The organism is Nocardioides sp. Z35_8, from assembly GCF_059621125.1.
Map to the genome: position 1 here is coordinate 685,723 of NZ_JCAQIE010000001.1, position 25,747 is coordinate 711,469.

The 25,747-nt window shown below is 73.0% G+C and carries 23 protein-coding genes; 6 read left to right on the plus strand and 17 right to left on the minus strand.

From position 1 onward, the window contains the following. Positions 1-47 precede the first annotated feature (47 nt). The 4 genes from AC54T2_RS03285 to AC54T2_RS03300 all read right to left on the minus strand — a co-directional run bounded on the left by AC54T2_RS03285 (position 48) and on the right by AC54T2_RS03300 (position 6,033). A complete protein-coding gene (locus AC54T2_RS03285; protein WP_496665514.1) occupies positions 48-1,598 on the minus strand; it encodes a hypothetical protein in 1,551 nt (516 codons plus the stop codon). Next, a complete protein-coding gene (locus AC54T2_RS03290; RefSeq protein WP_241005251.1) occupies positions 1,582-2,280 on the minus strand; it encodes an ABC transporter ATP-binding protein in 699 nt (232 codons plus the stop codon). Before AC54T2_RS03290 ends, AC54T2_RS03285 begins: the two co-directional genes overlap by 17 nt. A 264-nt stretch (positions 2,281-2,544) precedes the next feature. Then, positions 2,545-4,773 carry a 3-hydroxyacyl-CoA dehydrogenase NAD-binding domain-containing protein gene (locus tag AC54T2_RS03295; protein WP_496665515.1) on the minus strand — a complete coding sequence of 743 codons (2,229 nt, stop codon included), beginning with the start codon at positions 4,771-4,773 and terminating at the stop codon, positions 2,545-2,547. A gap of 48 nt (positions 4,774-4,821) precedes the next feature. Continuing rightward, positions 4,822-6,033, minus strand: a complete 1,212-nt coding sequence (locus AC54T2_RS03300) for an acetyl-CoA C-acetyltransferase (RefSeq protein ID WP_186339498.1) — start codon at positions 6,031-6,033, stop codon at positions 4,822-4,824. 105 nt (positions 6,034-6,138) lie between these two features. On the opposite strand from AC54T2_RS03300, the gene AC54T2_RS03305 reads away from it, so the two are divergent. The 3 genes from AC54T2_RS03305 to AC54T2_RS03315 are packed head-to-tail and all read left to right on the plus strand — an operon-like array spanning position 6,139 to position 9,017. Next, positions 6,139-6,750, plus strand: coding sequence for a MerR family transcriptional regulator (locus AC54T2_RS03305; RefSeq protein WP_489976294.1), 612 nt, complete (start codon positions 6,139-6,141; stop codon positions 6,748-6,750). Continuing rightward, positions 6,747-8,102 (plus strand): cation:proton antiporter, encoded by a 1,356-nt coding sequence (locus tag AC54T2_RS03310; protein ID WP_186339499.1) that lies wholly within the window; start codon positions 6,747-6,749, stop codon positions 8,100-8,102. Before AC54T2_RS03305 ends, AC54T2_RS03310 begins: the two co-directional genes overlap by 4 nt. A gap of 12 nt (positions 8,103-8,114) precedes the next feature. Next, complete coding sequence (locus tag AC54T2_RS03315) at positions 8,115-9,017, plus strand: NAD(P)H-binding protein (RefSeq protein WP_489976295.1); 903 nt, start codon at positions 8,115-8,117, stop codon at positions 9,015-9,017. Here AC54T2_RS03315 and AC54T2_RS03320 read toward each other — a convergent pair. The 4 genes from AC54T2_RS03320 to AC54T2_RS03335 all read right to left on the minus strand — a co-directional run bounded on the left by AC54T2_RS03320 (position 9,000) and on the right by AC54T2_RS03335 (position 13,213). Beyond that, on the minus strand, positions 9,000-9,686 hold the full coding sequence (locus AC54T2_RS03320; RefSeq protein ID WP_496665516.1) for a CPBP family intramembrane glutamic endopeptidase: 687 nt from the start codon (positions 9,684-9,686) through the stop codon (positions 9,000-9,002). The two genes, AC54T2_RS03315 and AC54T2_RS03320, sit on opposite strands and share 18 nt — an antisense overlap. A gap of 48 nt (positions 9,687-9,734) precedes the next feature. Then, on the minus strand, positions 9,735-10,799 hold the full coding sequence (locus tag AC54T2_RS03325) for an LLM class flavin-dependent oxidoreductase (RefSeq protein ID WP_496665517.1): 1,065 nt from the start codon (positions 10,797-10,799) through the stop codon (positions 9,735-9,737). Between the two features lie 277 nt (positions 10,800-11,076). Continuing rightward, positions 11,077-12,552 carry a DEAD/DEAH box helicase gene (locus AC54T2_RS03330; protein WP_496665518.1) on the minus strand — a complete coding sequence of 492 codons (1,476 nt, stop codon included), beginning with the start codon at positions 12,550-12,552 and terminating at the stop codon, positions 11,077-11,079. 229 nt (positions 12,553-12,781) lie between these two features. Next, positions 12,782-13,213 carry an ArsI/CadI family heavy metal resistance metalloenzyme gene (locus AC54T2_RS03335; protein WP_186339504.1) on the minus strand — a complete coding sequence of 144 codons (432 nt, stop codon included), beginning with the start codon at positions 13,211-13,213 and terminating at the stop codon, positions 12,782-12,784. 77 nt (positions 13,214-13,290) lie between these two features. Between AC54T2_RS03335 and AC54T2_RS03340 the strand changes: the two genes are divergently transcribed. Genes AC54T2_RS03340 through AC54T2_RS03350 form a run of 3 tightly spaced genes read left to right on the plus strand, consistent with a single transcriptional unit; the run spans position 13,291 to position 15,145 of the window. After that, a complete protein-coding gene (locus tag AC54T2_RS03340) occupies positions 13,291-13,647 on the plus strand; it encodes an ArsR/SmtB family transcription factor (protein WP_186339505.1) in 357 nt (118 codons plus the stop codon). After that, on the plus strand, positions 13,644-14,753 hold the full coding sequence (gene arsB / locus AC54T2_RS03345) for an ACR3 family arsenite efflux transporter (RefSeq protein ID WP_186339506.1): 1,110 nt from the start codon (positions 13,644-13,646) through the stop codon (positions 14,751-14,753). The genes AC54T2_RS03340 and arsB overlap by 4 nt, the downstream gene beginning before the upstream one ends. After that, the gene (locus AC54T2_RS03350) at positions 14,750-15,145 is read left to right on the plus strand and encodes an arsenate reductase ArsC (RefSeq protein ID WP_186339507.1); all 396 of its coding nucleotides are present in this window, start codon (positions 14,750-14,752) and stop codon (positions 15,143-15,145) included. Before arsB ends, AC54T2_RS03350 begins: the two co-directional genes overlap by 4 nt. A 29-nt stretch (positions 15,146-15,174) precedes the next feature. On the opposite strand, the gene AC54T2_RS03355 is transcribed toward AC54T2_RS03350, so the two are convergent. The 9 genes from AC54T2_RS03355 to AC54T2_RS03395 all read right to left on the minus strand — a co-directional run bounded on the left by AC54T2_RS03355 (position 15,175) and on the right by AC54T2_RS03395 (position 25,630). Further along, positions 15,175-16,209, minus strand: a complete 1,035-nt coding sequence (locus tag AC54T2_RS03355) for a LacI family DNA-binding transcriptional regulator (protein ID WP_186339508.1) — start codon at positions 16,207-16,209, stop codon at positions 15,175-15,177. 10 nt (positions 16,210-16,219) lie between these two features. Next, positions 16,220-17,704, minus strand: coding sequence for a GH1 family beta-glucosidase (locus tag AC54T2_RS03360; RefSeq protein WP_496665519.1), 1,485 nt, complete (start codon positions 17,702-17,704; stop codon positions 16,220-16,222). Beyond that, a complete protein-coding gene (locus AC54T2_RS03365) occupies positions 17,701-18,519 on the minus strand; it encodes a carbohydrate ABC transporter permease (RefSeq protein ID WP_186339510.1) in 819 nt (272 codons plus the stop codon). Before AC54T2_RS03365 ends, AC54T2_RS03360 begins: the two co-directional genes overlap by 4 nt. Further along, positions 18,516-19,529 (minus strand): carbohydrate ABC transporter permease, encoded by a 1,014-nt coding sequence (locus AC54T2_RS03370; RefSeq protein WP_241005253.1) that lies wholly within the window; start codon positions 19,527-19,529, stop codon positions 18,516-18,518. Before AC54T2_RS03370 ends, AC54T2_RS03365 begins: the two co-directional genes overlap by 4 nt. 37 nt (positions 19,530-19,566) lie before the next feature. Continuing rightward, positions 19,567-20,862, minus strand: coding sequence for an ABC transporter substrate-binding protein (locus AC54T2_RS03375; protein WP_206054681.1), 1,296 nt, complete (start codon positions 20,860-20,862; stop codon positions 19,567-19,569). 181 nt (positions 20,863-21,043) lie between these two features. Next, positions 21,044-22,492, minus strand: a complete 1,449-nt coding sequence (locus AC54T2_RS03380; RefSeq protein WP_496665520.1) for a flavin-containing monooxygenase — start codon at positions 22,490-22,492, stop codon at positions 21,044-21,046. A 49-nt stretch (positions 22,493-22,541) separates the two neighbouring features. After that, entirely contained in the window at positions 22,542-23,726 is a 1,185-nt protein-coding gene (locus tag AC54T2_RS03385) for an MFS transporter (protein WP_496665521.1), read from the minus strand. A 24-nt stretch (positions 23,727-23,750) separates the two neighbouring features. Next, on the minus strand, positions 23,751-24,485 hold the full coding sequence (locus tag AC54T2_RS03390) for a glutamine amidotransferase (RefSeq protein WP_186339513.1): 735 nt from the start codon (positions 24,483-24,485) through the stop codon (positions 23,751-23,753). Continuing rightward, complete coding sequence (locus tag AC54T2_RS03395) at positions 24,482-25,630, minus strand: CaiB/BaiF CoA transferase family protein (RefSeq protein WP_496665522.1); 1,149 nt, start codon at positions 25,628-25,630, stop codon at positions 24,482-24,484. Before AC54T2_RS03395 ends, AC54T2_RS03390 begins: the two co-directional genes overlap by 4 nt. Positions 25,631-25,747: the final 117 nt, after the last annotated feature.

A 25,747-nucleotide genomic window follows, 5' to 3' on the forward strand; every position in this document is an offset into this window, starting at 1 on the left:
CCGGGCAGGCCCGACAGGCCCGGCAGCTCCGACAGGCCCCCCGAGCCTCAGACCGCGGCCACCGTCAGCACCACGCGCGCGCGCTCGTCGGGGGCGAGCCACCGGCGACGGGCGCGGAGCAACCGGCGCGACGACCAGGCCAGGAACGGGAGTGCCACGGCGACCGGCAGCCAGGCGTACGGCAGCGCAGCGAGGCCGGTGAACAGCATCGCGGTCAGCGTCGTGACCAGCGAGAGCCGGCCGGCGTACCCCGCCATCGCGGCGTGCGGGGCGGGCGTCGCCCGGGGCGAGGACAGGTCGGCGGAGTAGGGCGAGCGGATCGACCAGGTCATCACGACCGCCAGCACCTGCACGAGCACGACCAGCCAGCACGACGCGACGGCGACGCCCGTCACGAGCGGCGGCAGGCCGTTGCGGAGCAGGGCCAGCACGACGGTCACGCCCGACACCAGCACCATGCACTCGGCGACGACGACCGCGCGTACGCCGAACACGTCGGCGGCGGGCACCGGCAGCGTCTCGCGCCAGACCATGCCCTTGCCGTCGAGGCACCAGGCGTTGACGCCGAAGAGCAGCGCCGCGCCGCTCGCGCTCAGCCCGGGCAGCAGCAGCACCGTCGACCACTCGAGGCCGGCGACCAGCGCGACCAGACCGGGACCCAGGCCCAGGACCAGCAGGCCGCGCCGCATGCCGACCGAGCGCCACACCGAGCCGCGGTCGAGGCGGCGCAGCAGTGCGCGGTCCGCGGAGCCCCAGCGTGGCGCCGGAGCGGGCCGCGCCTCGTGCACGCCCGACTGCGTCCGCAGCTCCTCGCGCGGCGGCAGACCCAGCGCCCACGCCGCCGGCCGCGCCCCCAGGACCACGGTCGCCACAGCGAGGACGAGGAGCAGGAGCACGACGGTCGGCCAGCGCCCGGTCCGGGCGGCGTCGGCGACCCACGTCGTCGGCAGCGCCCGCGCCAGCGGTGCGAGGTGCCCGGCGAGGTGCAGGCCGGCGAGCATCACGACGACCGCGCCACCGACCACCCGGACGACGACCACGCCGCGCGCGGTGCGACGTACGCCCTCGACCGCCCAGCCGACGGCCTGGCCGACTGCGGTCGCGAGGACGGCCCAGGCCAGCACGACGAGCTGGGCGCCGAGGAGGCGGCCGGGCGGCGCGACCAGCGCGGTGACCGCGAGGAGGCTCCAGACCTGCACCAGCCAGGCCAGGTTGAGCGGGGCGAGCAGCAGCGCGCCGAGGTGCTCGGTCACCGGACCTATCGGGTGGACCGCGGCCTCGCCGCGCGACAGCAGCTCGCGTCCGCCGCCGCTGCCCAACGCGGCGCCGACCGCCAGCACGAGGAAGCCGGCGAAGGCGGCACCGAGGTTGGAGTCGAGGGCGGCCAGTGCCCGCTCGAGCGCGGGCGACCCCACCGCGTCGAGGTCGATCCGCGCGGGGCCGACGGCGAAGGCGAGGCTGAGCGTCAGCACGACGCCCAGGCCGAGCACGGCGGGGCCGCGACGGCGTACGGTCCGGGTCCGGAACGCCAGGAGGTGGCCAGTGTCGCGCGCCGCGTCGAGCCAGCCGCGCCGACCCGTGTCAGTCGAGGAGCGCACGATAGGCCTCGCCGGTGAGGTCGGCGGCCTGCATCGCGGCGACCCGGTTGCCGCCGCGCAGCACGACCGCGTCGCCGCAGGCCTCGAGGGCCAGGTCGCGCAGGTGGGTGGAGAGGAGGACGCAGGCGCCGCGGGCGCGCGCGTCGGCGACGACCTCGAGGGTCGCCTCGACACCGAGGGGGTCGACGCCGTCGAAGGGCTCGTCGAGCAGCAGGACGGAGGGCTCGTGGAGCGCGGCGAGGACCACGCTGAGCCGGCGGCTCATGCCGTGGCTGAAGCCGCCGACCACGCGGTGGGCGACGTCGCCCAGCTCGAAGCGCTCGAGCAGGTCGCGGCCGCGCTCCTCCCACGCCTCCAGCCGGCGCAGGCGGGCGCTGAGCTGGAGGTGCTCGAACGGCGTGGCGCGCGGCACCAGTCCACCGACGTCGGGGCAGTAGCCGACCGCGCGCTTGACGCCGAGGACGTCGGTCGCGGCGTCGTGGCCCGCGACGGTGACCTGACCGGAGGTCGGCGGCACGACCCCGGCGAGCACCTTCATGGTGGTCGACTTGCCGGCGCCGTTGCGGCCCAGGAGCGCGGTGGCGCGGCCGCTGCCCGCGGACAGGTCGACGCCGGAGACCGCCTCGACGTCTCCGAAGCGGACGTGCAGGTCTCGGACGACGACGGCTGGGGTCTGGCTCACCGCACGATTCTGGCCGAGTGGGCGCGTCCTCACCCCCAGAACGCGTCGAGTCGGCGCATTCGCGCCCACCGGGCGTCGAGTCGGCGCATCCTGACCGCCGCGGTGTCAGGACGCGCCGACTCGACCCTGTCTGAACGTCAGGACGCGCCGACTCGACCCTGTCTTGGCGTCAGGACGCGCCGACTCGACCCTGTCTGGGCGTCAGGACGCGCCGACTCGACCCTGTCTGAACGTCAGGACGCGCCCACTCGACCCAGCCCGGGGTCAGGCGGGGAAGGAGCCGCCCTGCGCCGCGAGGTCGCGGAGGTAGGCGGTCGGGCGGAAGCGCTCGCCGTAGGTGTCGGCGAGCTCGTCGGCACGGTCGCAGAAGGCCGGGAGCCCGACGGGGCCGACGCCGTGGCCGGTGTCGTCCAGCGCCTGCCAGCCGGTCATGAACTGGGCCGCTCCGCCGGTCAGGGCGGGGAAGCCGATGCCCATGATCGAGCCGATGTTGGCCGCGGCGGCCGAGGTGATCACGCCCTCCTCGAAGCACTTCGCGGTCTCGAGCGCCTCGATGAACAGCATCCGGTCGCGCACGTCGCGGATCGGGGGCTGCTCCTCGGCGACCGGGAACGTCTCGGCGAGTCCGGGCCACAGGCCCGTGCGCTTGCCGGCCTCGTCGTAGTCGTAGAACCCGGCGCCCTTGAGCCGCGACGGGCGACCGAGCGCGAGCATCGTGTCGACGACCGCGGACGAGGGGTCGGCGGAGACGTCCTTGCCCTCGGCCCGCCACGCCGCCTCGTTGGCGACGCGGATCTTCTTCATCAGCTCGAGGTTGAGCTCGTCGCTGATCTGGAGCGGACCGACCGGGAAGCCGGCCGACGTCGCCGCCCGCTCCAGCGAGACCGGGTTGACGCCCTCGGCCAGCATGGTGAGGCCCTCGTTGATCTGGGTGCCGATCACGCGCGAGGTGTAGAAGCCGCGCGAGTCGTTGACCACGATCGGCGTCTTGCGGATCTGCTGCACGACGTCGTACGCCTTGGCGAGCGCGACGTCGGAGGTCTCCGCGCCGCGGATGATCTCGACGAGCGGCATCTTGTCGACCGGGCTGAAGAAGTGCAGGCCGATGAAGTCGGCCGGGCGGTCGACGCCCTTGGCCAGCTCGGTGATCGGCAGCGTCGAGGTGTTGGAGCACAGCAGCGCGTCGGGCTCGACGAAGGACGCCACCTCGGCGAACACCGTGGCCTTGAGCGACGGGTCCTCGAAGACCGCCTCGATCACCAGGTCGCAGCCGGCCAGGTCGGCGGCGTCGGCGGTGGGCGTGATGCGGCCGAGCAGCTCGTCGGCCTTCTCCTGGGTGATCTTGCCGCGCTCCACGCCCTTGGCGTTGAGGCCGGCGGTGTAGGCCTTGCCCTTCTCGGCCGCCTCGAGGGAGACGTCCTTGAGCACGACCTGCATGCCGGCGCGGGCGCAGGAGTAGGCAATGCCGGCGCCCATCATCCCGGCGCCGAGCACGGCGACCTTGGTGGCCTGCCACTTCTCGACGCCCTGCGGGCGCAGCGAGCCGGAGTTGATCGCCTGCAGGTCGAAGAAGAACGCCTGCATCATGTTCTTGGCCTGCTGGCTGACCACCAGGCTGGTGAAGTAGCGGCTCTCGATGCGCGAGGCGGTGTCGACGTCGACCTGCGCCCCCTCGACCGCGGCGCTCATGATCGCGCGCTGGGCGGGGTAGACCGCGCCCTTGGTCTGCTTGCGCAGCAGCGCCGGGAACGCCGGCAGGAACTGCGCGAGCGCCGGGGTGCGCGGGGTGCCGCCGGGCATCTTGTAGCCCGCCCGGTCCCACGGGTTCTTCGCTGCGTCCTCGTCGTCGCGGTGCTCCAGGATCCAGGCCCGGGCGGCCGGGACGAGCTCCTCGCGGGTCGCGACGAGCTCGTCGACGAGCCCCTTGGCGAGCGCCCCCTGAGGATTGAACTGGGTGCCCGGCATGAGGACGTCCATCAGCGCGGTCTGCAGGCCGAGCATGCGTACGACGCGGGTGACCCCGCCGCCGCCGGGCAGCAGGCCGAGCGACGCCTCGGGCAGCCCGATCTTGACCGACCGGTCGTCGACGGCGATGCGGCGGTTGGCCGCGAGCGCGATCTCGAGGCCGCCGCCGAGCGCGGCGCCGTTGATGGCCGCGACGACGGGGCGCGGGAACGTCTCCAGACGGCGCAGGCTGGCCTTGATCGCCTCGGCCATCGAGAAGATCTCCGCCGCGTCGTCGGGCGTCGCCTTCATCATGCTCTTGAGGTTGCCGCCGGCGAAGAAGGTCTTCTTCGCGCTGGTCAGCACGACGCCGACGACGTCGTCCTGCTCGTCGTAGAGCCGCTGGACCGCGGCCTCCATCGACGACAGGTAGAGCTCGTTCATCGTGTTGGCGCTGGCGGTGGGGTCGTCGAGCGTCAGGGTGACGATGCCGTCGGCGTCGCGGTCGTAGCGGACGGCGGTCTGGGTCTCGGTGCTGGCGGTGCTCATGCGGAGGTCCTGTCTGGCGGAGCGAGGAGGGGCAGGAGGAGGCGCGGCTCAGACGAGCTCGACGATGGTGGCGATGCCCATCCCGCCACCGACGCACAGCGTGGCGAGGCCGCGCTTCTGGTCGCGGCGGGCGAGCTCGTCGACGAGGGTGCCGAGGATCATCGCGCCGGTGGCGCCGAGGGGGTGGCCCATCGCGATCGCGCCGCCGTTGACGTTGGTGACGTCGTGGCTGATGCCCATGTCGCGCATGAAGCGCATCGCGACGGCGGCGAACGCCTCGTTGATCTCCCAGAGGTCGATGTCGTCGACCTCGAGGCCGGCCCGGGCCAGCGCCTTGCGCGCAGCGGGCGCGGGACCGGTGAGCATGATCGTGGGGTCGGCGCCCGAGACGGCGGTCGAGATGATCCGCGCCCGCGGGGTCAGGCCGAGCGACGTCCCGACCTCCTCGGTGCCGATCGCGACGATGGCGGCGCCGTCGACGATGCCGGAGGAGTTGCCGGCGTGGTGCACGTGGTCGATCGCGGGGACCCAGTGGTACTTCTCGAGCGCGACGTCGTCGAAGCCGGCGTCGCGGCCGATCTGCGCGAACGACGGGCGGAGCCCGGCGAGCCCCTCGACCGACGTGTCGGGGCGCACGGTCTCGTCGCGGTCGAGCACGGTCACGCCGGCGAGGTCCCTGACCGGGACCACGGAGCGGTCGAAGTAGCCGTTGGCCCAGGCCTTGGCGGCCCGGTGGTGCGACTCGGCGGCGTAGGCGTCGACGTCCTCACGACCCCAGCCCTCGATGGTCGCGATCAGGTCGGCGCCGATGCCCTGCGGCACGAAGCCGGTCTGCAGCGCGGTCGCCGGGTCCATCGCCCAGGCGCCGCCGTCGCTGCCCATCGGCACGCGGCTCATCGACTCGACGCCACCGGCCAGGACGAGGTCCTCGAAGCCGGAGCGCACCCGCTGCGCGGCCTGGTTGACGGCCTCCAGCCCGGAGGCGCAGAAGCGGTTGAGCTGCACGCCGGCGACGGTCTCGGGGTAGCCGGCCTTGAGCGCGGCGGTCTTGGCGATGTCGCCGCCCTGGTCGCCGATGGGGGTCACGACACCGAGCACGACGTCGTCGACGCGGCTAGGGTCGAGCGTGGGGTTGCGGGTCTTGAGCTCGTCGAGGAGTCCGACGACCAGGTCGACCGGCTTCACCTCGTGGAGCGTGCCGACGGCCTTGCCGCGGCCGCGAGGTGTGCGGATGTGGTCGTAGACGAATGCTTCTGCCATGCGGCCGATTGTGACACCATTACTGTCACAGTCCAACAGGTGTGGCGCGGGTCACCCACCCCACGGGGTCTCCGGCGACACCGCCGCAGACGAGAGGATGGTCCGGTGGAGACCGAGCTGCACGCCGACCAGCCGACGCGGCGCGACGACGAGCTGCTCACCCTCGACCAGCTCACCGAGCGCACCGGCGTCAGCGCGCGCAACGTGCGCTTCTACGCCTCCCGCGGCCTCGTGCCGCCGCCCGTGCGCCGCGGCCGCTCGGGCTACTACGGCCCCGACCACGTCGCCCGGCTCGAGCTCGTGCGCGAGCTGCAGGGCCACGGCTTCACGCTGTCGGCGATCGAGCGCTACGTCGAACAGATCCCGGCCACCGCCACGCCGTCCGACATCGCGCGCCACCTCTCGCTCCTCGCGCCGGTCACCGGCGACCGCGACGTCGACGTCCCCGGCGGCCTGTCGGGGATGGGCATCTCCCCCGAGGCCGCCGCGGCCGTCGCGGAGGTCTACGCCGCCCACGGGCGCCAGGTCGCCGAGGAGCTCTCCGAGATCGTGCGCACCAAGGTCTGGCCCCAGTTCCGCGAGGCCGGCTACACCGCCGAGCAGCTGCGCGAGTTCATCCACCGGCTCAAGCCGCTCACGATCGCGGGACTGGTGACGGCCTACGAGCAGGCGATCGACGAGAGCCAGGCGGCGTACGACGGCAGGCGGCCGCGATGACGGGCGGGGCGGTCTACCTCCTGCTCGGCCTGTCCCTGCTCCTCGCGATCGTCCTGCCCCAGCTGGTCCACCGGGTCCCGGTGTCGCCGCCCATGGTGCTCGTCGCCCTCGGCATGGCCATCGGCCTGCTGCCGATCGACGACTCGGTGAGCCTCGACCCGCAGGACCACCACACCCTGATCACCCACGTCACCGAGTTCACGGTGCTGGTCTCGCTGATGGGCGTCGGCCTGGCGATCGACCGCCGCTTCGATCCCCGGTCGTGGCGCTCGTGGCTGTCCTGGTCGCCGGTGTGGCGGCTGCTGCTGGTCGCCATGCCGCTGACCATCCTCGGCGTCGCGCTGATCGGCTGGTGGGTCGCCGGGCTGGTGCCGGCCGTCGCCCTGCTCCTCGGCGCCGCGCTCGCGCCCACCGACCCGGTGCTCGCCTCCGACGTGCAGGTCGGCGAGCCGCTGACCGAGGACGTCGACGACGGCGAGGGTCCCGGCCCGACGCGCCGCGACGACGAGGACGACGACATCCGGTTCTCGCTGACCGCGGAGGCCGGGCTCAACGACGGCCTCGCCTTCCCCTTCGTGCACCTCGCCCTGCTGCTGCTCGCCGGCGGGTTCGGCCTCGCGGACGCGGGCGCCTGGCTCGGCTGGTACGTCCTCGGCAAGATCGCCATCGGCGTCGTGGTGGGCCTCGCGATCGGATGGCTGCTGGGCCGGCAGGCCTTCCGCTCCCGCAGCGACTCGCTCCGGCTCGCCGACCACGGGGAGCCGATGCTGGCGCTCGCCGCGCTGCTCGCGGCGTACGGCGCCACGGAGGTGGTCGGCGGCTACGGCTTCCTCGGCGTCTTCGTGTGCGCGATGAGCCTGCGCGCCACCCACCGCGGCCACTCCTACCAGCGCGCGATGCACGGGGTCGTCGAGCGCCTGGAGCGGCTGATGACCCTGCTCGTGCTGCTGGTGCTGGGCATGGCGATGACCCGTGGGCTCCTCGAGCACCTCGACTGGCGCGGCGTGGCCGTGGGCCTGGGACTCGTCCTCGTCGTACGCCCCCTCGCCGGCTGGATCGCCGTGGGCGTGCTGCCCCGCAGCGAGCACCTCGACGGGGGCCTCAACCGCGGGGAGATGGCGGCCGTGTCGTTCTTCGGGGTCCGGGGCGTGGGGTCGCTGTTCTACCTCGGCTACGCCGTCAGCCACGAGCACGTGCCGGGTGAGGCGTGGCTGTGGTCGACGGTCGCCTTCACGGTGATCGCGTCGGTGCTGCTGCACGGCGTCACCGCGACCCCGGCGATGGCGCGGCTCGACGCCCGCCGCGCGGCCCGCGCCTCGGCTCGATCGACCGGCGGGTCAGGACCCGCCTGACAGCATGGCCGCATGGCCACCGTCCTCGTCACCGGCGCCACCGGCTTCATCGGCCGCCGCCTGGTCCCCGCCCTGATCGACGCCGGCCACGACGTCCGGGCGATGACCCGGCGCCCGGAGTCGTACGACGGCCCGGGCGAGCCGGTCGGGGCCGACGTCGGCGACCGCGCGTCGCTCGACGAGGCGCTGCGCGGCGTGGACGTGGCGATCTACCTCGTCCACTCCCTCGACGACCCCGACTTCGAGCGCAAGGACGCCGACGCGGCGCGCAGCTTCAGCGCCGCCGCGGCGGCGGCCGGGGTGCGGCAGATCGTCTACATGGGCGGTCTCGGCGACGACGGCGACCAGCTGTCCGCCCACCTGCGCTCGCGCCGCGAGGTCGAGGAGCTGCTGGCTCGCGACGGCGTGCCGGTGACCGTGCTGCGCGCGGCGATCGTCGTGGGCCACGGCGGCATCTCGTGGGAGATGACCCGCCAGCTCGTCAAGAACCTGCCCGCCATGGTGGTGCCCAGGTGGGTCGCGACGCGCACCCAGCCGATCGCCATCGACGACGTCGTGCGCTACCTCGCCGGGGTCGTCGACCATCCCGACGCCCTCGGCCGGGTCTTCGAGATCGGCGGCACCGAGCAGCTCACCTACCTCGACATGATGAGGGTGGCCGCCGAGGCGGCCGGCGGACGCCGCATCCCCATCGTGGTGGTGCCCGTGCTGACGCCGCGGCTGTCGTCGTACTGGCTGGCGCTGGTCACCGACGTCGACGCCACGACCGGGCGCAACCTCATCGACTCGATGTCGACCGAGGTGGTCGTGCGCGACACCTCGATCCGCGACGTCGTGCCCGGGGAGCCGCTGTCCTACCGCGAGTCGGTGCGCCGGGCGCTGGCCGAGCGGGCGGCCTCAGAAGAGCAGCGGTAGCAGGAACAGCATCGAGAGCGACCAGGTGATGTGGGTCAGGATCGGCGCCAGCACGCCGCCGCTGGCCCGTCGTTCCAGGCCGCAGACCGTGCCGAGCAGGATGGCGGCGAAGGCCAGCATCACGTTGCCGGTGGCCAGCGTCGCCACGACGTAGGCGAGCGTGGTCCACAGGACCGGGTGACGCGGGATCGCGGCGTACATCGCGCCCCGGAAGAACAGCTCCTCGGCGATGCCGTTGACGAACGTGATGGCGGCCAGCAGCGTCAGCGAGCCCTGGTCGGCGTACTCCAGGACCGAGCTGACGTAGGTCGCCAGCGGGTCGATCTCGCGCACCACCAGCGCGCCGAGGACGAAGACCCCGACCATCAGCAGCCCGAGCATGATCGGCGCCAGGATCGGCCGGATGAACACCTCGCCGTCGCCGGCGATCCGGCCGAGGTGGAGCCGGCCGGACAGGAACGCGCCGGCCGCCCAGACGCCGGCCAGCACGACCGCGGCGACGTAGAACGTGCTGCCGCCCGGCTCGAGGCGCAACGACCAGCCCAGGACGACCGCCCCGACGAGCACGACGACCGCCGCGACGACCTGCCGCCGGCGGAAGGCGGCGGCGGTGTCGCGTTGGTCGCGCGGGACCACGTCCCACAGCGACCGCTGGATCCAGGAGCGCATGTCGGCCAGCCTAGGAGGGCGCTGCCAGCGCGGCCGGGCGCACTCGGGCTAGGACGACGCGAGGAGCTCGCGCACCCGCGGCACGACCTCCTCGCCGTAGAGGCGCACCGACTCCATGCGGTGCTCGTGCGCGAGCCCGCCGACGGAGTACTTCAGCTGGAAGCGGGAGAGCCCCAGCGTCCGCGCCGCCCAGGCGATCTTCTGCGCGACCGTCTCCGGCGAGCCGACGAACAGCGCGCCCTGCGGCGCGGCGGCCTGCTCGAACTGGATGCGGGAGTAGGGCGGCCAGCCGCGCTCGCGGCCCAGCCGGGTGTAGAGCTCGGCCTGGTGGGGGTAGAGCTGCTCGCGCGCCTCGTCGTCGGTGGCGGCGACGTGGCCCGGGGAGTGCATGCCGATCGGCAGCTCGGGCAGGTCCATGCGCCCGAGCGCCTCGCGGTAGAGCTCGGCGAGCTGGACGAACGACGCGGGCGAGCCGCCGATCACCGCCAGCATCAGCGGCATGCCGTACTGCGCGGCGCGCACCACCGACTGCGGTGTGCCGCCGACGCCGATCCACGCCGGCACGCGGCCGGCCGCCGTGGTCGGGTAGACGCGCTGGGCGGAGAGCGGCGGCCGGACGGTGCCCTCCCAGGTCACCGGGCCCTCGTCCTGCAGCGCGGCGAAGAGGTCGAGCTTCTCGGCAAAGAGCCGGTCGTAGTCGGAGAGCTCGAGACCGAAGAGGCCGAAGGACTCGATGAACGAGCCGCGCCCGAGCTGCACCTCGGCCCGCCCGCCCGACACGGCGTCCAGGGTGGCGAAGCGCTGGTAGACGCGGATCGGGTCGTCGGAGGACAGCACGGTCACGCCGGTGCCGAGGCGGATCCGCTCGGTCTGCCCGGCGATCGCGGCGAGCACGACGTCGGGGGCGGAGATCGCGAAGTCGGGGCGGTGGTGCTCGCCGAGGCCGATGTAGTCGACGCCGACCCGGTCGGCGAGCACCGCCTCGGCGACGACCTGGCGGAGCGTCTCCGGGTGGTTGCACGGGGCGCCCTCGAGCGGGGCGTCGCCGAACGTGTCGAGGCCCAGCGTGGGGTGCTCGCGCGTACCGAGCACGGAGAAGTCGAAGTCGGCCATGGGTCCGCCCTCCTTGGTTGGTTGAAGCGTGAACCACCGGGGCCGGCCGGGCATTCCGGACAGCACACTGGCCCGTGAGTCCCTGAGGGACTCACGGGCCAGTGGCGGTGGATCGAGGCCGTCGGTGGACGGTGAGTCTCAGGGAGACTCAGGGCCCAGGGCGGCGTTGGTTCATCAAGGTATGCAGGCCGACCTGCACCTCCCACGGCGAATTCAGCGAGGGAAGCGCAGGTTCAGCGACATACCGTGATGAACCGTCGGGGGGCCGAGCGCCAGGTCAGCGACCGCGGCTGAACGACGACGCGCTGTGCGCGCGACCGCCCTGCGAGGTGCCGGCCGAGGCGCCGCCGCCCGAGCCGCCGCTGCGGCCCCGGCGCTGACCGCCGGAGGACTGGCCGCCCTTGGCCGACTGCCCGCCGGACGCGGCGGAGGAGCGGCGCTGGCCGCCCTGGCCACCCTGACCGCTGCCGCCCTGGCCGCTGCTCCTGCCGCGACCACGCGACCTGTTGCGGCCACCGCCACCGCCGCCGGCGCGAGCGCCCTGGGCGCCGGCACCGGTCGGGGTCTCGACCACGAGACCGCCGGGGACGAGGGTCCGCTCACCGGGAGCGAGCTGGACCAGCATCGGGTGGCTGGGGCCGTTGACCTTGGTGGTGGTCGGCTTGATGCCGGCCAGACGGGTCAGGTCGCGCACGTCGCGCACCTGCTCGTCGGTCATCAAGGTGATGACGGTGCCCTCGTTGCCCGCGCGCGCCGTACGGCCCGAGCGGTGGAGGTAGGCCTTGTGCTCGACCGGCGGGTCGGCGTGGACCACGAGGGCGACGTCGTCGACGTGGATGCCGCGCGCGGCGATGTCGGTCGCGACCAGCGTGGTGGCGTGGCCGGCGTGGAAGGCCTCCATGTTGCGGGTGCGGGCGTTCTGCGACAGGTTGCCGTGCAGCTCGACGCTGGGCACGCCCGACTTGTTGAGCTGGCGGGCCAGCGCCTTGGCGCCGTACTTGGTGCGGGTGAAGACCACCGTGCGGCCCGGGGCCGACGTGAGGTCGACCAGCACCGGCACCCGCTGCTCGCGCGAGAGGTGCAGCACGTGGTGGTGCATCGTGGAGACCGGCGACTGCGCCGAGTCGGCCTCGTGGGTGACGGGGTTGGTCAGGAAGCGCTTGACCAGCACGTCGATCGCCTTGTCGAGCGTGGCCGAGAAGAGCAGGCGCTGACCCGACTGCGGGGTCTTGTCCATGATGCGGCGCACGCCCGGCAGGAAGCCGAGGTCGGCCATGTGGTCGGCCTCGTCGAGGATCGTCATCTCGACGGCGGAGAGGTCGGCGTAGCCCTGGCCCATCAGGTCCTCGAGGCGCCCGGGGCAGGCGATGACGACGTCGACGCCCTTCTTCAGCGCGGTGACCTGGGGGTTCTGGCCGACGCCGCCGTAGACCACGACGGTCGACAGGCCGGCGGCCTTGGCGAGCGGGACGAGGGCGGCGTGGATCTGGCCGACGAGCTCGCGCGTCGGCGCCAGGATCAGCGCGCGCGGCTTGCGCGGCATGGCCGGCATCTTCGACGCGTCGAGGCGGGCCACGAGCGGGAGCAGGAACGCGTACGTCTTGCCGGAGCCGGTGCGGCCGCGGCCGAGGACGTCGCGACCGGCGAGGCTGTCAGGCAGCGTCGCGGCCTGGATCGGGGTGGGAGTGGTGATGCCCTGCTGCTCGAGGATCTGCGCGAGCGAGGACGGAACGCCGAGGGCGGCGAAGTTCATGTGACTGCTTTCGGTTGGCGTCTCGCCACCGTGAGCCGCGATGTGCGTGGAACGGACGTACGCGGCGTACGTGCCTCAGAAGTGAGGAAAGGTCCGCAAGGACCTGCGCCCGGGGCAAGACCGGCCGGGCGTCTGAGAGACCCACGCTACCGGTGCGGATGGTGTTCGTGTGAATTTCCCGCGCGGTGACGCTCGCCTCGTTCGTCCCGGCCGGCTGTCGCGCGACGCGTCAGGCGCAGCAGACGGCGCCCCCGTCGACGGCCTCCTCGACCCGCTCCTCCACAGCGGGGACCGGTGCGTCGTCGGTGATCGTGTAGACCTCCCAGCGCTCCCCGTCGGGCGTGTTCTGCACCCAGAACTTGTCCTGCTTGGCGTAGCAGCAGGTGGTGTCGCGCTCCTCGGTCGTCGCGAAGCCGGCCGCCGCGAGGCGGGTCAGCTCGGAGTCCACGGCGTCGACGTCCTCGACCTCGACGCCGAGGTGGTTGATGCTCCCGCCCTGCCCGGCGTTCTCCACCAGGACGAGCTTGAGCGGCGGGTGGGCCACCGCGAAGTTGGCGTAGCCCGGGCGGACCTTGTGCGGCTCGGTGCCGAAGAGCGTGGAGTAGAAGGCGATCGACGCCTCGAGGTCGTCGACGTTGAGCGCGAGCTGTAGGCGGGACATGGGGTGCTCCTTGAGATATTGATGGATGTCGATGGGTCGAGATTGCCGTAGACATCGACATCTGTCAATATTGACTCGTGTCGAAGTCCGAGCTGACCCTGAGCCCCGTCGAGACCGTCGCCTGCTGCTCGCCGCTGGTGCGCGAGCCGCTGTCGGCCCACCGGGCCGAGGGGGTCGCGCCGCTGCTCAAGGCGCTCGCCGACCCGGTGCGCCTGCGCCTGGTCTCGATCGTCGCCGCCAGCGAGGGCGGCGAGGCCTGCGTGTGCGACCTCAACGACGCCTTCGACCTCTCCCAGCCGACCATCAGCCACCACCTCAAGGTGCTGCACGACGCCGGCCTGCTCGAGCGCAGCAAGCGCGGCGTGTGGGTCTACTACGCCGTGCGTCGCGAGGTGCTCGCCGACCTCGCGGCCCTCATCGGCGGGGACGCGTGAGCACGCCCGACCGCGCGGGCGGCGGGCTCTCGACGCTCGACCGCCTCCTGCCCCTGTGGATCGGCCTCGCCATGGCCGCCGGGCTCCTCCTCGGCCGCTCGGTGCCCGGCCTGGACGACGCGCTGTCGGCCGTCGAGGTCGACGGGATCTCGCTGCCGATCGCGATCGGCCTGCTGGTGATGATGTATCCCGTCCTGGCGAAGGTGCGCTACGACCGCCTCGACACGGTCACCTCCGACCGGCGCCTGCTCGTCGCCTCCCTTGTCCTCAACTGGGTGCTCGGGCCGGCGCTGATGTTCGCGCTGGCGTGGCTGCTGCTCCCCGACCTCCCGGACTACCGCACCGGACTGATCATCGTCGGCCTGGCCCGCTGCATCGCGATGGTCGTCATCTGGAACGACCTCGCGTGCGGTGACCGCGAGGCCGCCGCGGTGCTGGTGGCCCTCAACTCGGTCTTCCAGGTGGTCGCCTTCGCCGGCCTCGGCTGGTTCTACCTCGAGGCGCTGCCCGTCTGGCTGGGACTGGAGGGGGCCGCCCTCGACGTGTCCACGTGGCAGGTCGCGAAGTCGGTGCTGGTCTTCCTCGGCGTGCCGCTGCTGCTCGGCTGGCTCTCGCGCACCTACGGCGAGCGCCTCCGCGGCCGGGAGTGGTACGAGGCGGCGTTCCTCCCGCGGGTCGGTCCCTGGGCGCTGGTCGGGCTGCTCTTCACGATCGTCCTCCTCTTCGCCCTCCAAGGTGAGCAGGTCACCAGCCGGCCCCTCGACGTGGCGCGCATCGCGCTGCCGCTCCTCGCCTACTTCGCCCTGATGTGGGGCGGCGGCTTCCTGCTCGGCCGCGTGCTCGAGATGTCGTACGAGCGCACCACGACGCTGGCGTTCACCGCGGCGGGCAACAACTTCGAGCTGGCCATCGCGGTGGCCGTGGCGACGTTCGGCGTCACGTCCGGCCAGGCGCTGGCCGGTGTCGTGGGCCCGCTCATCGAGGTGCCCGTGCTCGTCGGCCTCGTCCACGTCAGCCTGGCCCTGCGTGGCCGCTTCGCCGACTGGGCGCCGGGCCCGGCACCCGATCCCGCACCCGACCCGATCGTGCCGAGGAGCCGACGATGACCACTCCCAGCGTGCTGTTCGTCTGCGTGCACAACGCCGGCCGCTCGCAGATGGCCGCCGGCTGGCTGCGTCACCTCGCCGGCGACCGGGTCGAGGTGCTCTCGGCCGGGTCGGCGCCGGCGTCGTCGATCAACCCGGTCGCCGTAGCGGCGATGGCCGAGGTCGGCATCGACATCGCGCGCCACCAGCCGCGGGTCCTCGACGAGGCCGACGTGCGCGCCTCCGACGTCGTCGTCACGATGGGGTGCGGCGACGCCTGTCCGTTCTTCCCCGGCACTCGCTACGAGGACTGGCGCCTCGACGACCCCGCCGGGCAGGGGATCGAGGCTGTGCGGCCGATCCGCGACGAGATCCGCCGCCGGGTCGACCAGCTGCTGGCCTCGTTGGCCTGACCGCAAGGGACCGCGGTACGCCGCGCGGCTCAGGCGCTGGCGCGGCGGACCAGTGTCGGGGGGATGATCAGCCGCATCGGACGGCCGGAGGCGGGGTCGTCGACGCACTCGAGCAGCAGGCGCGTCGCGCGCTCGGCCATCTCGTCGACCGGCTGCCGCACGGTGGTCAGCGCCGGCGTGGTGCGCTCGGCGACGCCGAGGTCGTCGAAGCCGACGACGGCGATGTCGTCGGGCACCCGGCGCCCGAGCTCGGCGAGCACCTTCAACGCACCCGCGGCCATCAGGTCCGAGGCGACGACGAGACCGTCGAGGTCGGGGTGGCGCTGCATCAGCAGACGGGTGGCCGCCTCGCCGCTCGCCTCGGTGAAGTCGCCGTGCTCGATCGCGTCGGCGGCCAACCCGGCCGCTGCCATGGCCTGGCGCCACCCGACGACACGGTCCTCCGCGGCCGTCATGTCGGAGGGCCCGGCGATGGTGCCGATGCGCGTGCAGCCGCGGGCCACGAGCAGCTCGGTGGCCTCGCACTCCCCCGCCACGTTGTCGACGTCGACGTAGGCGACGCGGTCGCCGCCGGTCCAGGGCCGGCCGCCGAAGACGCAGGGCAGGCCGATGTCGGCGAGGTGCTCGGCGAGCCGGTCGTCGCGGTGGTGGGAGACGACGAGCGCGCCGTCGACGTGCCGGTTGGTGAGGTAGCGCAGGGTGCGCGTGCTCGAGGCGCCCGGCCGGGCGAGCAGCAGCACGAGCTGGATGTCGCGCTCGCCGAGCACGCGGGTCACCCCGCGCAGGGTGCCGGCGAAGAACGGGTCGGAGAAGACCCGGTCGTCGGGCTCGGGCACGACCACCGCGATCGAGTCGGTGCGCCGGGTGACCAGGCTGCGCGCCGCCGGGTTGGGGACGTAGCCGAGTGTGCGGACCGCCGTCTCGACCGCCGACTGGGCACGCGCGCTGACGCGCTGGCCGCCGTTGATCGCGCGGGAGGCCGTGGCGCGCGAGACGCCGGCGACCCGGGCCACCTCGTCGAGGGTGGGCTGGCCGGCGCTGGCGGCACTCCGCGACGACGACACGCGCGCCACGCTAGTGCGCCCCGCCCACCGGTGGCGGCAGGCTCCCGGAGCGGGCCAGCTCGCCGTACCAGTGGGCGCTGGACTTCGGCGTCCTCCGCTGGGTGGCGTAGTCGACGTGGACCAGGCCGAAGCGCTTCGCGTAGCCGAAGGCCCACTCGAAGTTGTCGCAGAACGACCAGTGGAAGAACCCGCGCACGTCGACGCCCTCCTCGATGGCGCGGTGCACCGCGCGCAGGTAGGAGTCGAGGAACGCGATCCGGTCGGGGTCGTGGACCCGGCCCTGAGAGTCGGGGGCGTCGGCGAACGCCGCGCCGGTCTCGGTGAGGTAGATCGGCAGGCGGGGGTAGTCGTCGTGCAGGCGCCGCAGCAGGCGGTGCAGGCCGTCGGGCTGGATCTCCCACCCCATGTCGGTGAGCGGCAGCCCGCGGCTGGGGAACGTGACGTGCTCGGAGCCGGGGAACGGCGAGAGCGCCACCCGCTCGGGGTGGTCGGCACCGAGGCCGACGACGTCCGTGCGCGGGTGACCCGACACCTCGTTGCCGTGGTAGTAGTTGACGCCCAGGACGTCGATCGGGGACGAGATCACGTCGAGGTCGCCGTCGCGCACCACGTCGAGCCACGGCCGGCCCTGCCAGGTCAGCGCGGCCGTGTCGTCGAGCACGTCGGCGGGGTAGGCGCCGCGGAAGACCGGGTCGAGGAAGAACCGGTTGTGCAGGCCGTCGATGCGCCGCGCGGCGTCGACGTCGACCGGGTCGCTCGGGTCGCTCGGGTCGGGGACGGTGAAGTTGAGGCTGAGCCCGAGCCGGTCGACGCCCCGGCTGCGCAGCTCCTGCGTCGCGAGCCCGTGCGCGAGCAGCAGGTGGTGGGCCGCGATCAGGCCCGCGGCCCCCTCCTGGCGTCCGGGGGCGTGGTGGCCCGCGGTGTAGCCGAGGAAGGAGGAGCACCACGGCTCGTTGAGGGTGGTCCAGGTCGGCACCCGGTCGCCCAGGGCGTCGTGCACGGCGATGGCGTGATCGACGAACCGGTGGGCGGTGTCGCGGTTGGTCCACCCGCCGGCGTCCTCGATCACCTGCGGCAGGTCCCAGTGGTAGAGCGTCAGCCACGGCGCGATCCCGTGCGACAGCAGCTCGTCGACGAGCCGGTCGTAGAAGGCGAGCCCCGCTGCGTTGACCGGACCGGCGTCGGGTCGCACCCGCGGCCACGCGACGGAGAAGCGGTAGGACGTCGCACCGAGGTCGGCCAGCAGGGCCACGTCGTCGGGCATCCGGTGGTAGTGCTCGCAGGCCACGTCGCCGGTGTCGTCGTTGAGCACCGCACCGGGGATGTGGGAGAACGTGTCCCAGATCGACGGCGTACGTCCGTCCTCGGCGACGGCGCCCTCGATCTGGTAGGACGCGGTCGCCATGCCCCAGACGAAGTCGGTCGGGAAGCGTGCGGCCTCGGTGTCGATGGCGGTGGCGGCGGGCGTGGCGGCGGGCGTGGTGTGGATGGTCATCCCTTGACGGCTCCTTGCATGATCCCGGTCACGAGCTGGCGACCGGCGACGACGAACAGGACGAGGAGCGGGACGGTGGCCAGGGTGGTCCCGGCGAGGACCATGCTGAAGTCCTTGAAGTACCCGCTCTGCAGCTGGTTGAGCGCCACCTGGATGGTGGGGTTGTCCGACGGCAGGGCGATCAGCGGCCAGAAGAAGTCGGTCCACACCTGCATGAAGGTGAACAGCCACAGGATCGCCGCGGCGGGTCGCGCCGCCGGGACGGCGACCGTGAGGAAGGTGCGGATCTGCGAGCACCCGTCCATCCGCGCGGCCTCGATCAGCTCGTCGGGCACCGCGTCGACGAGGTACTGGCGCATGAAGAACACCCCGAAGGCGGTCACCAGCCAGGGGATGACGACCGACCAGATGCTGCCCGCCCACCCCAGCTTGGACATCAGGATGAACAGCGGGACGACGCCGAGCTGGGTGGGCACGGCCATCGTCGCGACGACCATGACCATCAGCGGCCCGTTGCCCCGGAAGCGGAGCTTGGCGAAGGCGTAGCCGGCGAGGGTGCAGAAGAAGACCACCGAGCACGCGGTGACGGTCGAGACGAGCAGGCTGTTGCCCAGCGCCTTCCAGAAGGGGATGGAGTCGAGCGCGCGCTGCGCGTTGTCGATGAAGTGGCCGCCCGGGAGCAGCGGCGGGATGCCCTGGGCGGCCACCTCCTTGGTCTGCGAGCCCAGCAGGAACGACCAGTAGAGCGGTGCGGCCGAGCCGAGCGCGAACGCGGCCAGCAGCCCGTAGACGAGGAACCCCGGGCGCCGGCTCATCGGGATCCTCCCCGGGTGCCGAAGCGGCGGATGGCCAGGAAGTTGCCGATGGCGAAGACGCAGATCACGAGGAACAGCAGCCAGGCCGTGGCCGAGGCGCGGCCGAGGTCGCGCAGCTGCCAGCCGAAGTCGTAGATCAGCATCGTGATGGTGCCGAACTGCCGGTCGCTGCCTCCGTTGCGGGCCGCGGTGTCGTCGAAGAGGCGGGGCTCGGCGAAGATCTGGAGACCTCCGATGGTGGAGGTGATGATGACGAAGACCATCGTGGGCCGGATCATCGGCACGGTGATGGACAGGAACTGGCGCACCCGGCCGGCTCCGTCGATCGCGGCCGACTCGTAGAGGTCGCGGGGCACGGCCTGCATCGCGGCCAGGAAGATCAGCGCGTTGTAGCCGGTCCAGCGCCAGTTGACCATCGTCGCGATCGCGACGTGGCTGGCGAGCCGGTCGGTGTGCCACGCGATCGGGTCGATGCCGACCATGCCGAGGAGCTCGTTGACCAGGCCGTAGCGGTCGCCGTAGAGGCTGCCGAAGATGATCGCCACGGCCACGGGCGAGACGACGAACGGCAGCAGGATGCTCATCCGCCACGTCGTGCGCGCCCGCAGCTGGTTGTCGAGCAGGGCGGCCACCACGAGCGCGAGCAGGATCTGCGGCACCGAGGAGATCAGGAAGATGCTGATCGTGTTGACCAGCTGCTTGGTGAAGTAGGGGTTGTCGATGACCTCGCGGTAGTTGCCGAGGCCGACGAAGTCGCCCTGGCCGCCGAGCAGGCTCCAGTCGTGCACCGACACCCACGCGGTGTAGGCCAGCGGGAACATGCCGACCACGAGGAAGACGATGAAGAACGGGGCGATGTAGAGGTAGGGCGAGAGCGCCACGTCGAGCCGGCTCAGCCGGTGGCTCCACGGCCGCGGGCGCCGCCCGGGGTCGCGGCCGGCCGGGAGCCGGGCCCGGGACGACGGCACCTGCTCGGTGCCGTCGCCCCGGGTGGGGAGATGAGTGGTCACGTCTCGCCGATCGGGTGGTGGGGTGCCCGGGGCCGGGTCAGCCCAGGGCCTCGACGTCGGTCAGGAACTGCTCCCACGACGTGTCGGGGTCCTGCGAGCCGTCGTCGACGCGCAGGATGGCGGCCTGGAACGCGGAGAGGATGTCGGAGTACTTCGGGCCCTTGAACGGCTGCACCGTGATCGCCGCCGCGCGCTCGGCCGTGATGGTGCCGATGGGCGCGTCGTTGAAGAACTCGTTGACCGCCTCCTTGACCTCCGGGGCGTCCTGCGCCTCGACCTGGCTGGGGAACGCACCCACGGCCTCGAACGCCTTGGCCTGCTGCTCGGGGGCGGTCAGCCAGGCGGCGACCTCCTTGGCCTCCTCGATGTTGTCGCCCTGCGCCGGGACGGTGAGGAACGAGCCGCCCCAGTTGCCGCCACCGCCGGGGAAGACGTTGGCGATGTCCCATCCCTCGACGCCCTCGGAGTTGCCCTCGATGATGCCCATCATCCAGCCGGGGCAGGCGATCGTGGCGAAGCCGTCGTCCTGGAACTGCGCGGTCCAGTCGTCGCTCCACTGCGGGATCTTGGACGACAGCCCGCTCTCGATGTTGTCGGTGACGGCGGTCCACACCGCCTGGAGCTCGGGGTTGTCCACGTCGATGGTGGCCTCGTCGGTCTCGAACGGGTACTCGACCTGGTTGAGCATCGCCTGCGCGAGCGCGCCGGAGGAGTCGTACCACGCGGTGCCGGGCATCGCCTTGACGAACTTCTCGCCGGTCGCGAAGTAGTCGTCCCACGTCCCCATCAGCTTGGCCACCTCCTCGCGGTCGGTGGGCAGGCCGGCCTTCTTGAACAGGTCGGCGCGGTAGCAGATGCTCTCCGGCCCGACGTCGGTGCCGTAGCCGATCATCTGGCCGTCGGCGTTGGTGCCGGCCTCGGCCTTCCAGTCGAGCCAGCGGCCCTCGAGCTCGGGGTCGGTGAGGTCGACGAAGGCGCCGCTCTCGGCCATGATCGCGGGCATCGCGTCGCCCTCGATCGCCTCGATGTCGGAGAGGCCGGAGCCCGCCGCGAGCTTGGTGTAGAGGTTGGCCTTGGCGTCGTCCCAGGTGCCGACCTTGACCTGCTTGATCTTGATGTCGTCGTTGTCGGCGTTCCACTCCTCGATGAGGTCCTCGTAGCCGAACTCGTTGAACGTCGCGACGGTGATCGTGGTCGCGCCATCGGCGCTCGATCCGTCGGAGTCGTCGTCGTTGCTGCACGCGGCCGCGGTCGTCGCGAGGGTGAGCGCCATCAGTGCGCTCGAGGCGAGTCGCACCCGCCGGGTCCGCTGGGTCCTGCTTGCTGTCTGCACCACTGCACTCCTGCCGTCCTGCGGGGTGCCGGGCTGGTCGCCCGGCCGGAGGTGGACGTGAGCGGTGTGAGAGCGCTTCCACTTCCGTCCGCCAGCAACTATGACGACGGTCACATGACCTGTCAACGGCTTGCGGACGAAACCGATCCGGAATGTGAGAGCGCTTCCATGAAAGCGGCACTCACGACCAGTCCAGGACCCCGTCGTCGAGGGGCGCGCGGCGGATCGTGCGGGCGTCGTGGAGGTAGCTCTGCCGCAGCGTCCACGGGGCGACGGTGCCTTGGCGCGGCAGCGTGTGGACCACCCGCTGGATGTAGCCCGCGTCGAAGTCCATCAGCGGGACCTCCTCGACCGACGGGTCGCGCACCGGCACCACCGAGCGCTCCCCGGTGGCGCGCATCCGCGTCAGCAGCCGGACGACGTACTCGCTGACGAGATCGGCCTTGAGCGTCCAGGAGGCGTTGGTGTAGCCGATCGTGAAGGCGAAGTTGGGCACCCCGGACAGCATCATCGCCCGGTAGGCCATCGTGTCGCGGGGCTCGACGGTCTCGCCGTCCACGCTGAGCTCGGCGCCGCCGAAGACCTGCAGCGACAGGCCGGTGGCCGTCACGACCACGTCGGCCTCGAGCCGCCGCCCCGACTCCAGCTCCACGCCGGTCTCGGTGAAGGTGGCGATGCGGTCGGTGACGACCTCCGCGCGTCCGTCGCCGATGGCCCGGAACAGGTCGCCGTCGGGCACCAGGCACATCCGCTGGTCCCACGGGTCGTAAACCGGGTTGAAGTGGGTGTCGACGGCGTAGCCGGCCGGCAGCTGCGCCACGTTGACCCGGCGCACGAAGCGGCGCACGAGGTCGGGGCGGCGGCGGCTCGCGCGGTAGAGCGCGGCCTGCAGCGCGATGTTCTTCCAGCGGGTCACGACGTAGGAGCGGTCCTCCCCCACCAGCCTGGTCAGCCGCCCCTTCACCCCGTCCGTGGCCGGCACGGGGAGGACGTAGGTCGGCGAGCGCTGCAGCATGGTGACGTGCGCGGCGCCCGTGTCGGCGAGGGCGGGCACGAGGGTGACGGCGGTGGCGCCCGAGCCGATCACGACCACGCGCTTGCCGGTGTGGTCGAGGTCGTCGGGCCAGCGCTGCGGGTGCACGAGCCGGCCGCCGAAGCGCTCCTGTCCCTCGAAGTGCGGGGCGTGGCCGGCGTCGTAGTCGTAGTAGCCGCTGCACGCCCAGAGGAAGCCGGCGGTGATGGTGCGCCGCTCGCCGTCGACCTCGGCGGTCACCGTCCACCGTGCGGCGCTCGAGTCCCAGTCCGCCGCGACGACGCGGTGCCCGTAGCGGATGTGGCGGTCGACGCCGTGCTCGCGCGCGGTGTCGCGCAGGTAGGCCAGGATCGAGGCGCCGTCGGCCAGCGCCGTGTCGCCGCGCCACGGCCGGAAGCGGTAGCCCAGCGTGTGCATGTCGGAGTCGGAGCGCACGCCCGGGTAGCGGAAGAGGTCCCACGTGCCGCCGCTGGCGTCGCGCCGCTCCCACACGGCGTACGTCGTCTGCGGCAGGTCGGTGGCCAGGTGCGCGGCCGCGCCGATGCCCGACAGCCCGGCCCCGATGATCAGCACGTCGACGTGCTCGCCACTGCTCACGTCCCGAGGGTAGGTGACGCGGGCCCAGGGCGTGACCACGAGTGACAGGTCAGCGCAGGTTGCGCGCCATCGCCGCGAGCCCGAGCACCGGGCCGGGCAGCAGGAGCAGCGACACCAGCGGCCCGAGGTCGCCGACCAGCGCGACGGTCAGCGCGATGGCACCGATGGTGAGGCCGAAGCCCAGGCCGTTCTGGATGGCGAGCGCGCTGCCCACGAGGTGGGGCGGGCACGCCCGGGCCGACAGTGCGGAGAACTGGGCCGAGTCGGCGACGACCGCGGCGCCCCACACGAGCAGCAGCGCCAGCGCGAGCGCGACCGGGGCGCGCGCGACCAGCGGGTAGAGCAGGCAGGCGGCGCCGGAGACGGACAGCGCGGTCGCGGCCACGCGTACGCCGCCGACGCGCCGGCTCCACCAGCCCCCGGCGACCGACCCGAGCGCCCCCGCCCCGATCACCGCGAACGCCCAGCCGTTGAGGGTCGTGCCGCGGTCGCCGAGGAGGTCGAGCAGCAGCAGCGGCACGAGGGTCCAGAAGGCGTAGAGCTCCCACATGTGCCCGAAGTAGCCCAGCGCCGCACCCCGGTAGCCCCGCACCCGGAACGCCTGGAGCACGGCGCCGGGGCGCAGCCCGGCGGCACCTCCGCGCGGCAGGTGGGGCCCGTCGCCGAGCAGCAGCACCACGACGCCGGCCGCGAGGGCCAGCACCGAGGAGGTGAGGACGACGGCCCGCCACTGCCAGCCGAGGCCGAGCGAGGTGATCAGGTGCGGGAGGGCGGTGCCGAGGGTGAGCATGCCGACGAGCCAGCCGAGCGCCTCGCCGGCGCGGTCGGGGGACCAGGAGACGACGAGCTTCATCCCCAGCGGGTAGATGCCGGCCAGGCTGAGTCCGGTGACGAACCGCCACGCCACCCCTTCGGCCGTGCCGTCGGCGAGCAGCGCGAAGCCGGCGTTGCTGCCCGCGCCGAGCACGCAGGCGACCGCGAAGATCCGGCTCGCCGGGAAGCGGTCGGGCAGGCTGGTCACCGCCGCGAGGAGCGTGCCGAGGACGAAGCCCGACTGCACGGCGACGGTGAGGCTGCCCAGGCCCGCGTCGGTCAGGTCCCAGACCTCGCGGAGGTCGGCGGCCGCGGCGTTGGCGCTGAACCACAGCGACGTGCCGAGCAGCTGGGCGACGACGACCACCGGCACGGCGAGGCGCGCGCGGCGCGCCGCGACCGGGTGCGTGTCGACGTCCACCGCCTCACCCTCCCAGAGACGGGCTCAGGCGCGGGCGTGGAGCTCGACGAACCTGGCCAGCAGCCGCACCGGCTCGGCGACCATCGCCTCGCGGGCGGCCGACTTGAGGTGCTCCTGCTCGTGCGGCTCGTAGTAGCCGTGGGCGCTGTAGGCGTCGATGCGGTCGCAGATCGCGACGGCGTCGAGCTCGGGGTGGAACTGCGTGGCGTAGACGTGGCGTCCGATCCGGAAGGCGTGGACGGGGCAGGTGGGCGTCGAGGCGAGCAGCACCGCGCCGTCGGGCAGCCGCGAGACCGCCTCCTTGTGACCGAGGTAGGCCAGGAACTCCGCCGGCATCACACCGAACAGGGGGTCGGCGCGGCCGGCCTCGGTGAGCCCCACGGGCAGGGCGCCGATGGGCTCGCCCCACGTCCGGTCGACGACGCCGCCGCCCAGAGTGCCGAGCACCCCGATGCCGTAGCAGGCGCCGAGGAACGGGAAGTCGGCCGCGACCGCCCGCTCGGCGAGCCGGTGCAGCTCGGCCTCGGCCCGGCGCTGCGCCGGCGACTTCACGTCCTCGGGGTCGGAGACGTTGAAGGGGCCGCCGCCGAGGATGATCCCGGACCACGCGGCGAGGTCGACCTCGCCGAGCGGCTCGGCCTCGAGCCGGACGCGCACCAGCTCGTCGGGGCGCAGGCCGCAGCCGGCCAGCACCGCGTCGTACTCCTGCTGGGCGACGTCGTCCTCCGCGCGGGTGCCGAGGAAGAGGAAGGGCCTCACGCCTGCGCCGCCGCGCCGTCGGCGAGCAGCCGGTCGACATCGCGTACGCCCCACGCCTCGAGCGCCTCACGGGTGTGCTGCCCCGGCAGCGCCGGCGCGAGGCCCAGGGTGGGGGCGGTGCGCGAGAAGCGCGGCGCGGGCGCCGGCTGGGTGACCCCGTCACGCTCGACGAAGGTGCCGCGCGCGGCGAGGTGGGGGTGGGCGGGGGCCTCGGACAGGGGTACGACGGGCGCGACGCAGGCGTCCGTGCCGTCGAAGACCTCGCACCACTCGGCCTGCGTGCGCTCCTTGAACCGCCGGGTCAGCGCGTCCCGGATCTCGGCGTGGTTGGCCGGGTCGTCGCGGTCGGGCAGGTCGACGCCGACGCGCTCGACGAGCGCGGCCCAGAACTGCGGCTCGAGCGCGCCGACGCTCACGTGCCGGCCGTCGGCGGTCTCGTAGAGGTCGTACCACGGCGTGCCGCCGTCGAGCAGGCCCGAGCGGCGGGTGTCGGTGGCGAGGCCGATCGCGGCGAAGGTCGAGGCCATCGCGTTGAGGTGGGCGGTGCCGTCGACGATCGCGGCGTCCACCACCTGGCCGCGTCCGCTGGCGCGCGCCTCGAGGAGCGCGGCGAGGACGCCGATGACGAGGTAGGTCGAGCCACCGCCGAAGTCGCCGAGGAGGTTGCTCGGGAAGTGCGGCCGGTCGCGGTCCTGGCCCAGGCCGTGGAGCGCGCCGCTGATCGCGACGTAGTTCATGTCGTGCCCGGCCGCCCCGCTCCACGGGCCGTCCTGGCCCCAGCCGGTCATCCGCGCGAAGACCAGGCGCGGGTTGCGGGCGTGACACGTGTCGGGGCCGAGCCCGAGGCGCTCCATCGCGCCCGGGCGCATCCCCTCGACGAGGACGTCGGCCTGCTCGACCAGGTCGAGCACGGTGGCGACCGCGTCGGGGTGCTTGAGGTCGAGGGCCACGCTCGCCCGGCCGCGGGCCATCACGTCCTTGGCTCCCATCGCGAACATCCCGCCACCCGGCCGGTCGATGCGGATCACGTCGGCGCCGAGGTCGGCCAGGATCATGCACGCGTGCGGGCCGGGCCCGATGCCGGCGACCTCGACCACCCGCACGCCCCGCAACGGCCCGGTGCCCTGCCCCAGCTCGTACGTCATGGCCCGATCATGACACCACCGCTGTCAGGGTCGGCCCGGTCGCGCGTCCTCGACACCCGCTCGGCACGGTCACGCCCGGCACGGTGCGGACGCCCGCCGGGGCGATCGGCGAGATCT

What these genes read in the sequence shown, in the direction of transcription:
- AC54T2_RS03295 (WP_496665515.1), bottom strand. Translation starts at nt 4,773, where the DNA reads ATGAGCACCGCCAGCACCGAGACCCAGACCGCCGTCCGCTACGACCGC.
- AC54T2_RS03300 (WP_186339498.1), bottom strand. Translation starts at nt 6,033, where the DNA reads ATGGCAGAAGCATTCGTCTACGACCACATCCGCACACCTCGCGGCCGC.
- AC54T2_RS03310 (WP_186339499.1), top strand. Translation starts at nt 6,747, where the DNA reads ATGACGGGCGGGGCGGTCTACCTCCTGCTCGGCCTGTCCCTGCTCCTC.
- AC54T2_RS03315 (WP_489976295.1), top strand. Translation starts at nt 8,115, where the DNA reads ATGGCCACCGTCCTCGTCACCGGCGCCACCGGCTTCATCGGCCGCCGC.
- AC54T2_RS03320 (WP_496665516.1), bottom strand. Translation starts at nt 9,686, where the DNA reads ATGCGCTCCTGGATCCAGCGGTCGCTGTGGGACGTGGTCCCGCGCGAC.
- AC54T2_RS03325 (WP_496665517.1), bottom strand. Translation starts at nt 10,799, where the DNA reads ATGGCCGACTTCGACTTCTCCGTGCTCGGTACGCGCGAGCACCCCACG.
- AC54T2_RS03330 (WP_496665518.1), bottom strand. Translation starts at nt 12,552, where the DNA reads ATGAACTTCGCCGCCCTCGGCGTTCCGTCCTCGCTCGCGCAGATCCTC.
- AC54T2_RS03335 (WP_186339504.1), bottom strand. Translation starts at nt 13,213, where the DNA reads ATGTCCCGCCTACAGCTCGCGCTCAACGTCGACGACCTCGAGGCGTCG.
- AC54T2_RS03350 (WP_186339507.1), top strand. Translation starts at nt 14,750, where the DNA reads ATGACCACTCCCAGCGTGCTGTTCGTCTGCGTGCACAACGCCGGCCGC.
- AC54T2_RS03360 (WP_496665519.1), bottom strand. Translation starts at nt 17,704, where the DNA reads ATGACCATCCACACCACGCCCGCCGCCACGCCCGCCGCCACCGCCATC.
- AC54T2_RS03365 (WP_186339510.1), bottom strand. Translation starts at nt 18,519, where the DNA reads ATGAGCCGGCGCCCGGGGTTCCTCGTCTACGGGCTGCTGGCCGCGTTC.
- AC54T2_RS03395 (WP_496665522.1), bottom strand. Translation starts at nt 25,630, where the DNA reads ATGACGTACGAGCTGGGGCAGGGCACCGGGCCGTTGCGGGGCGTGCGG.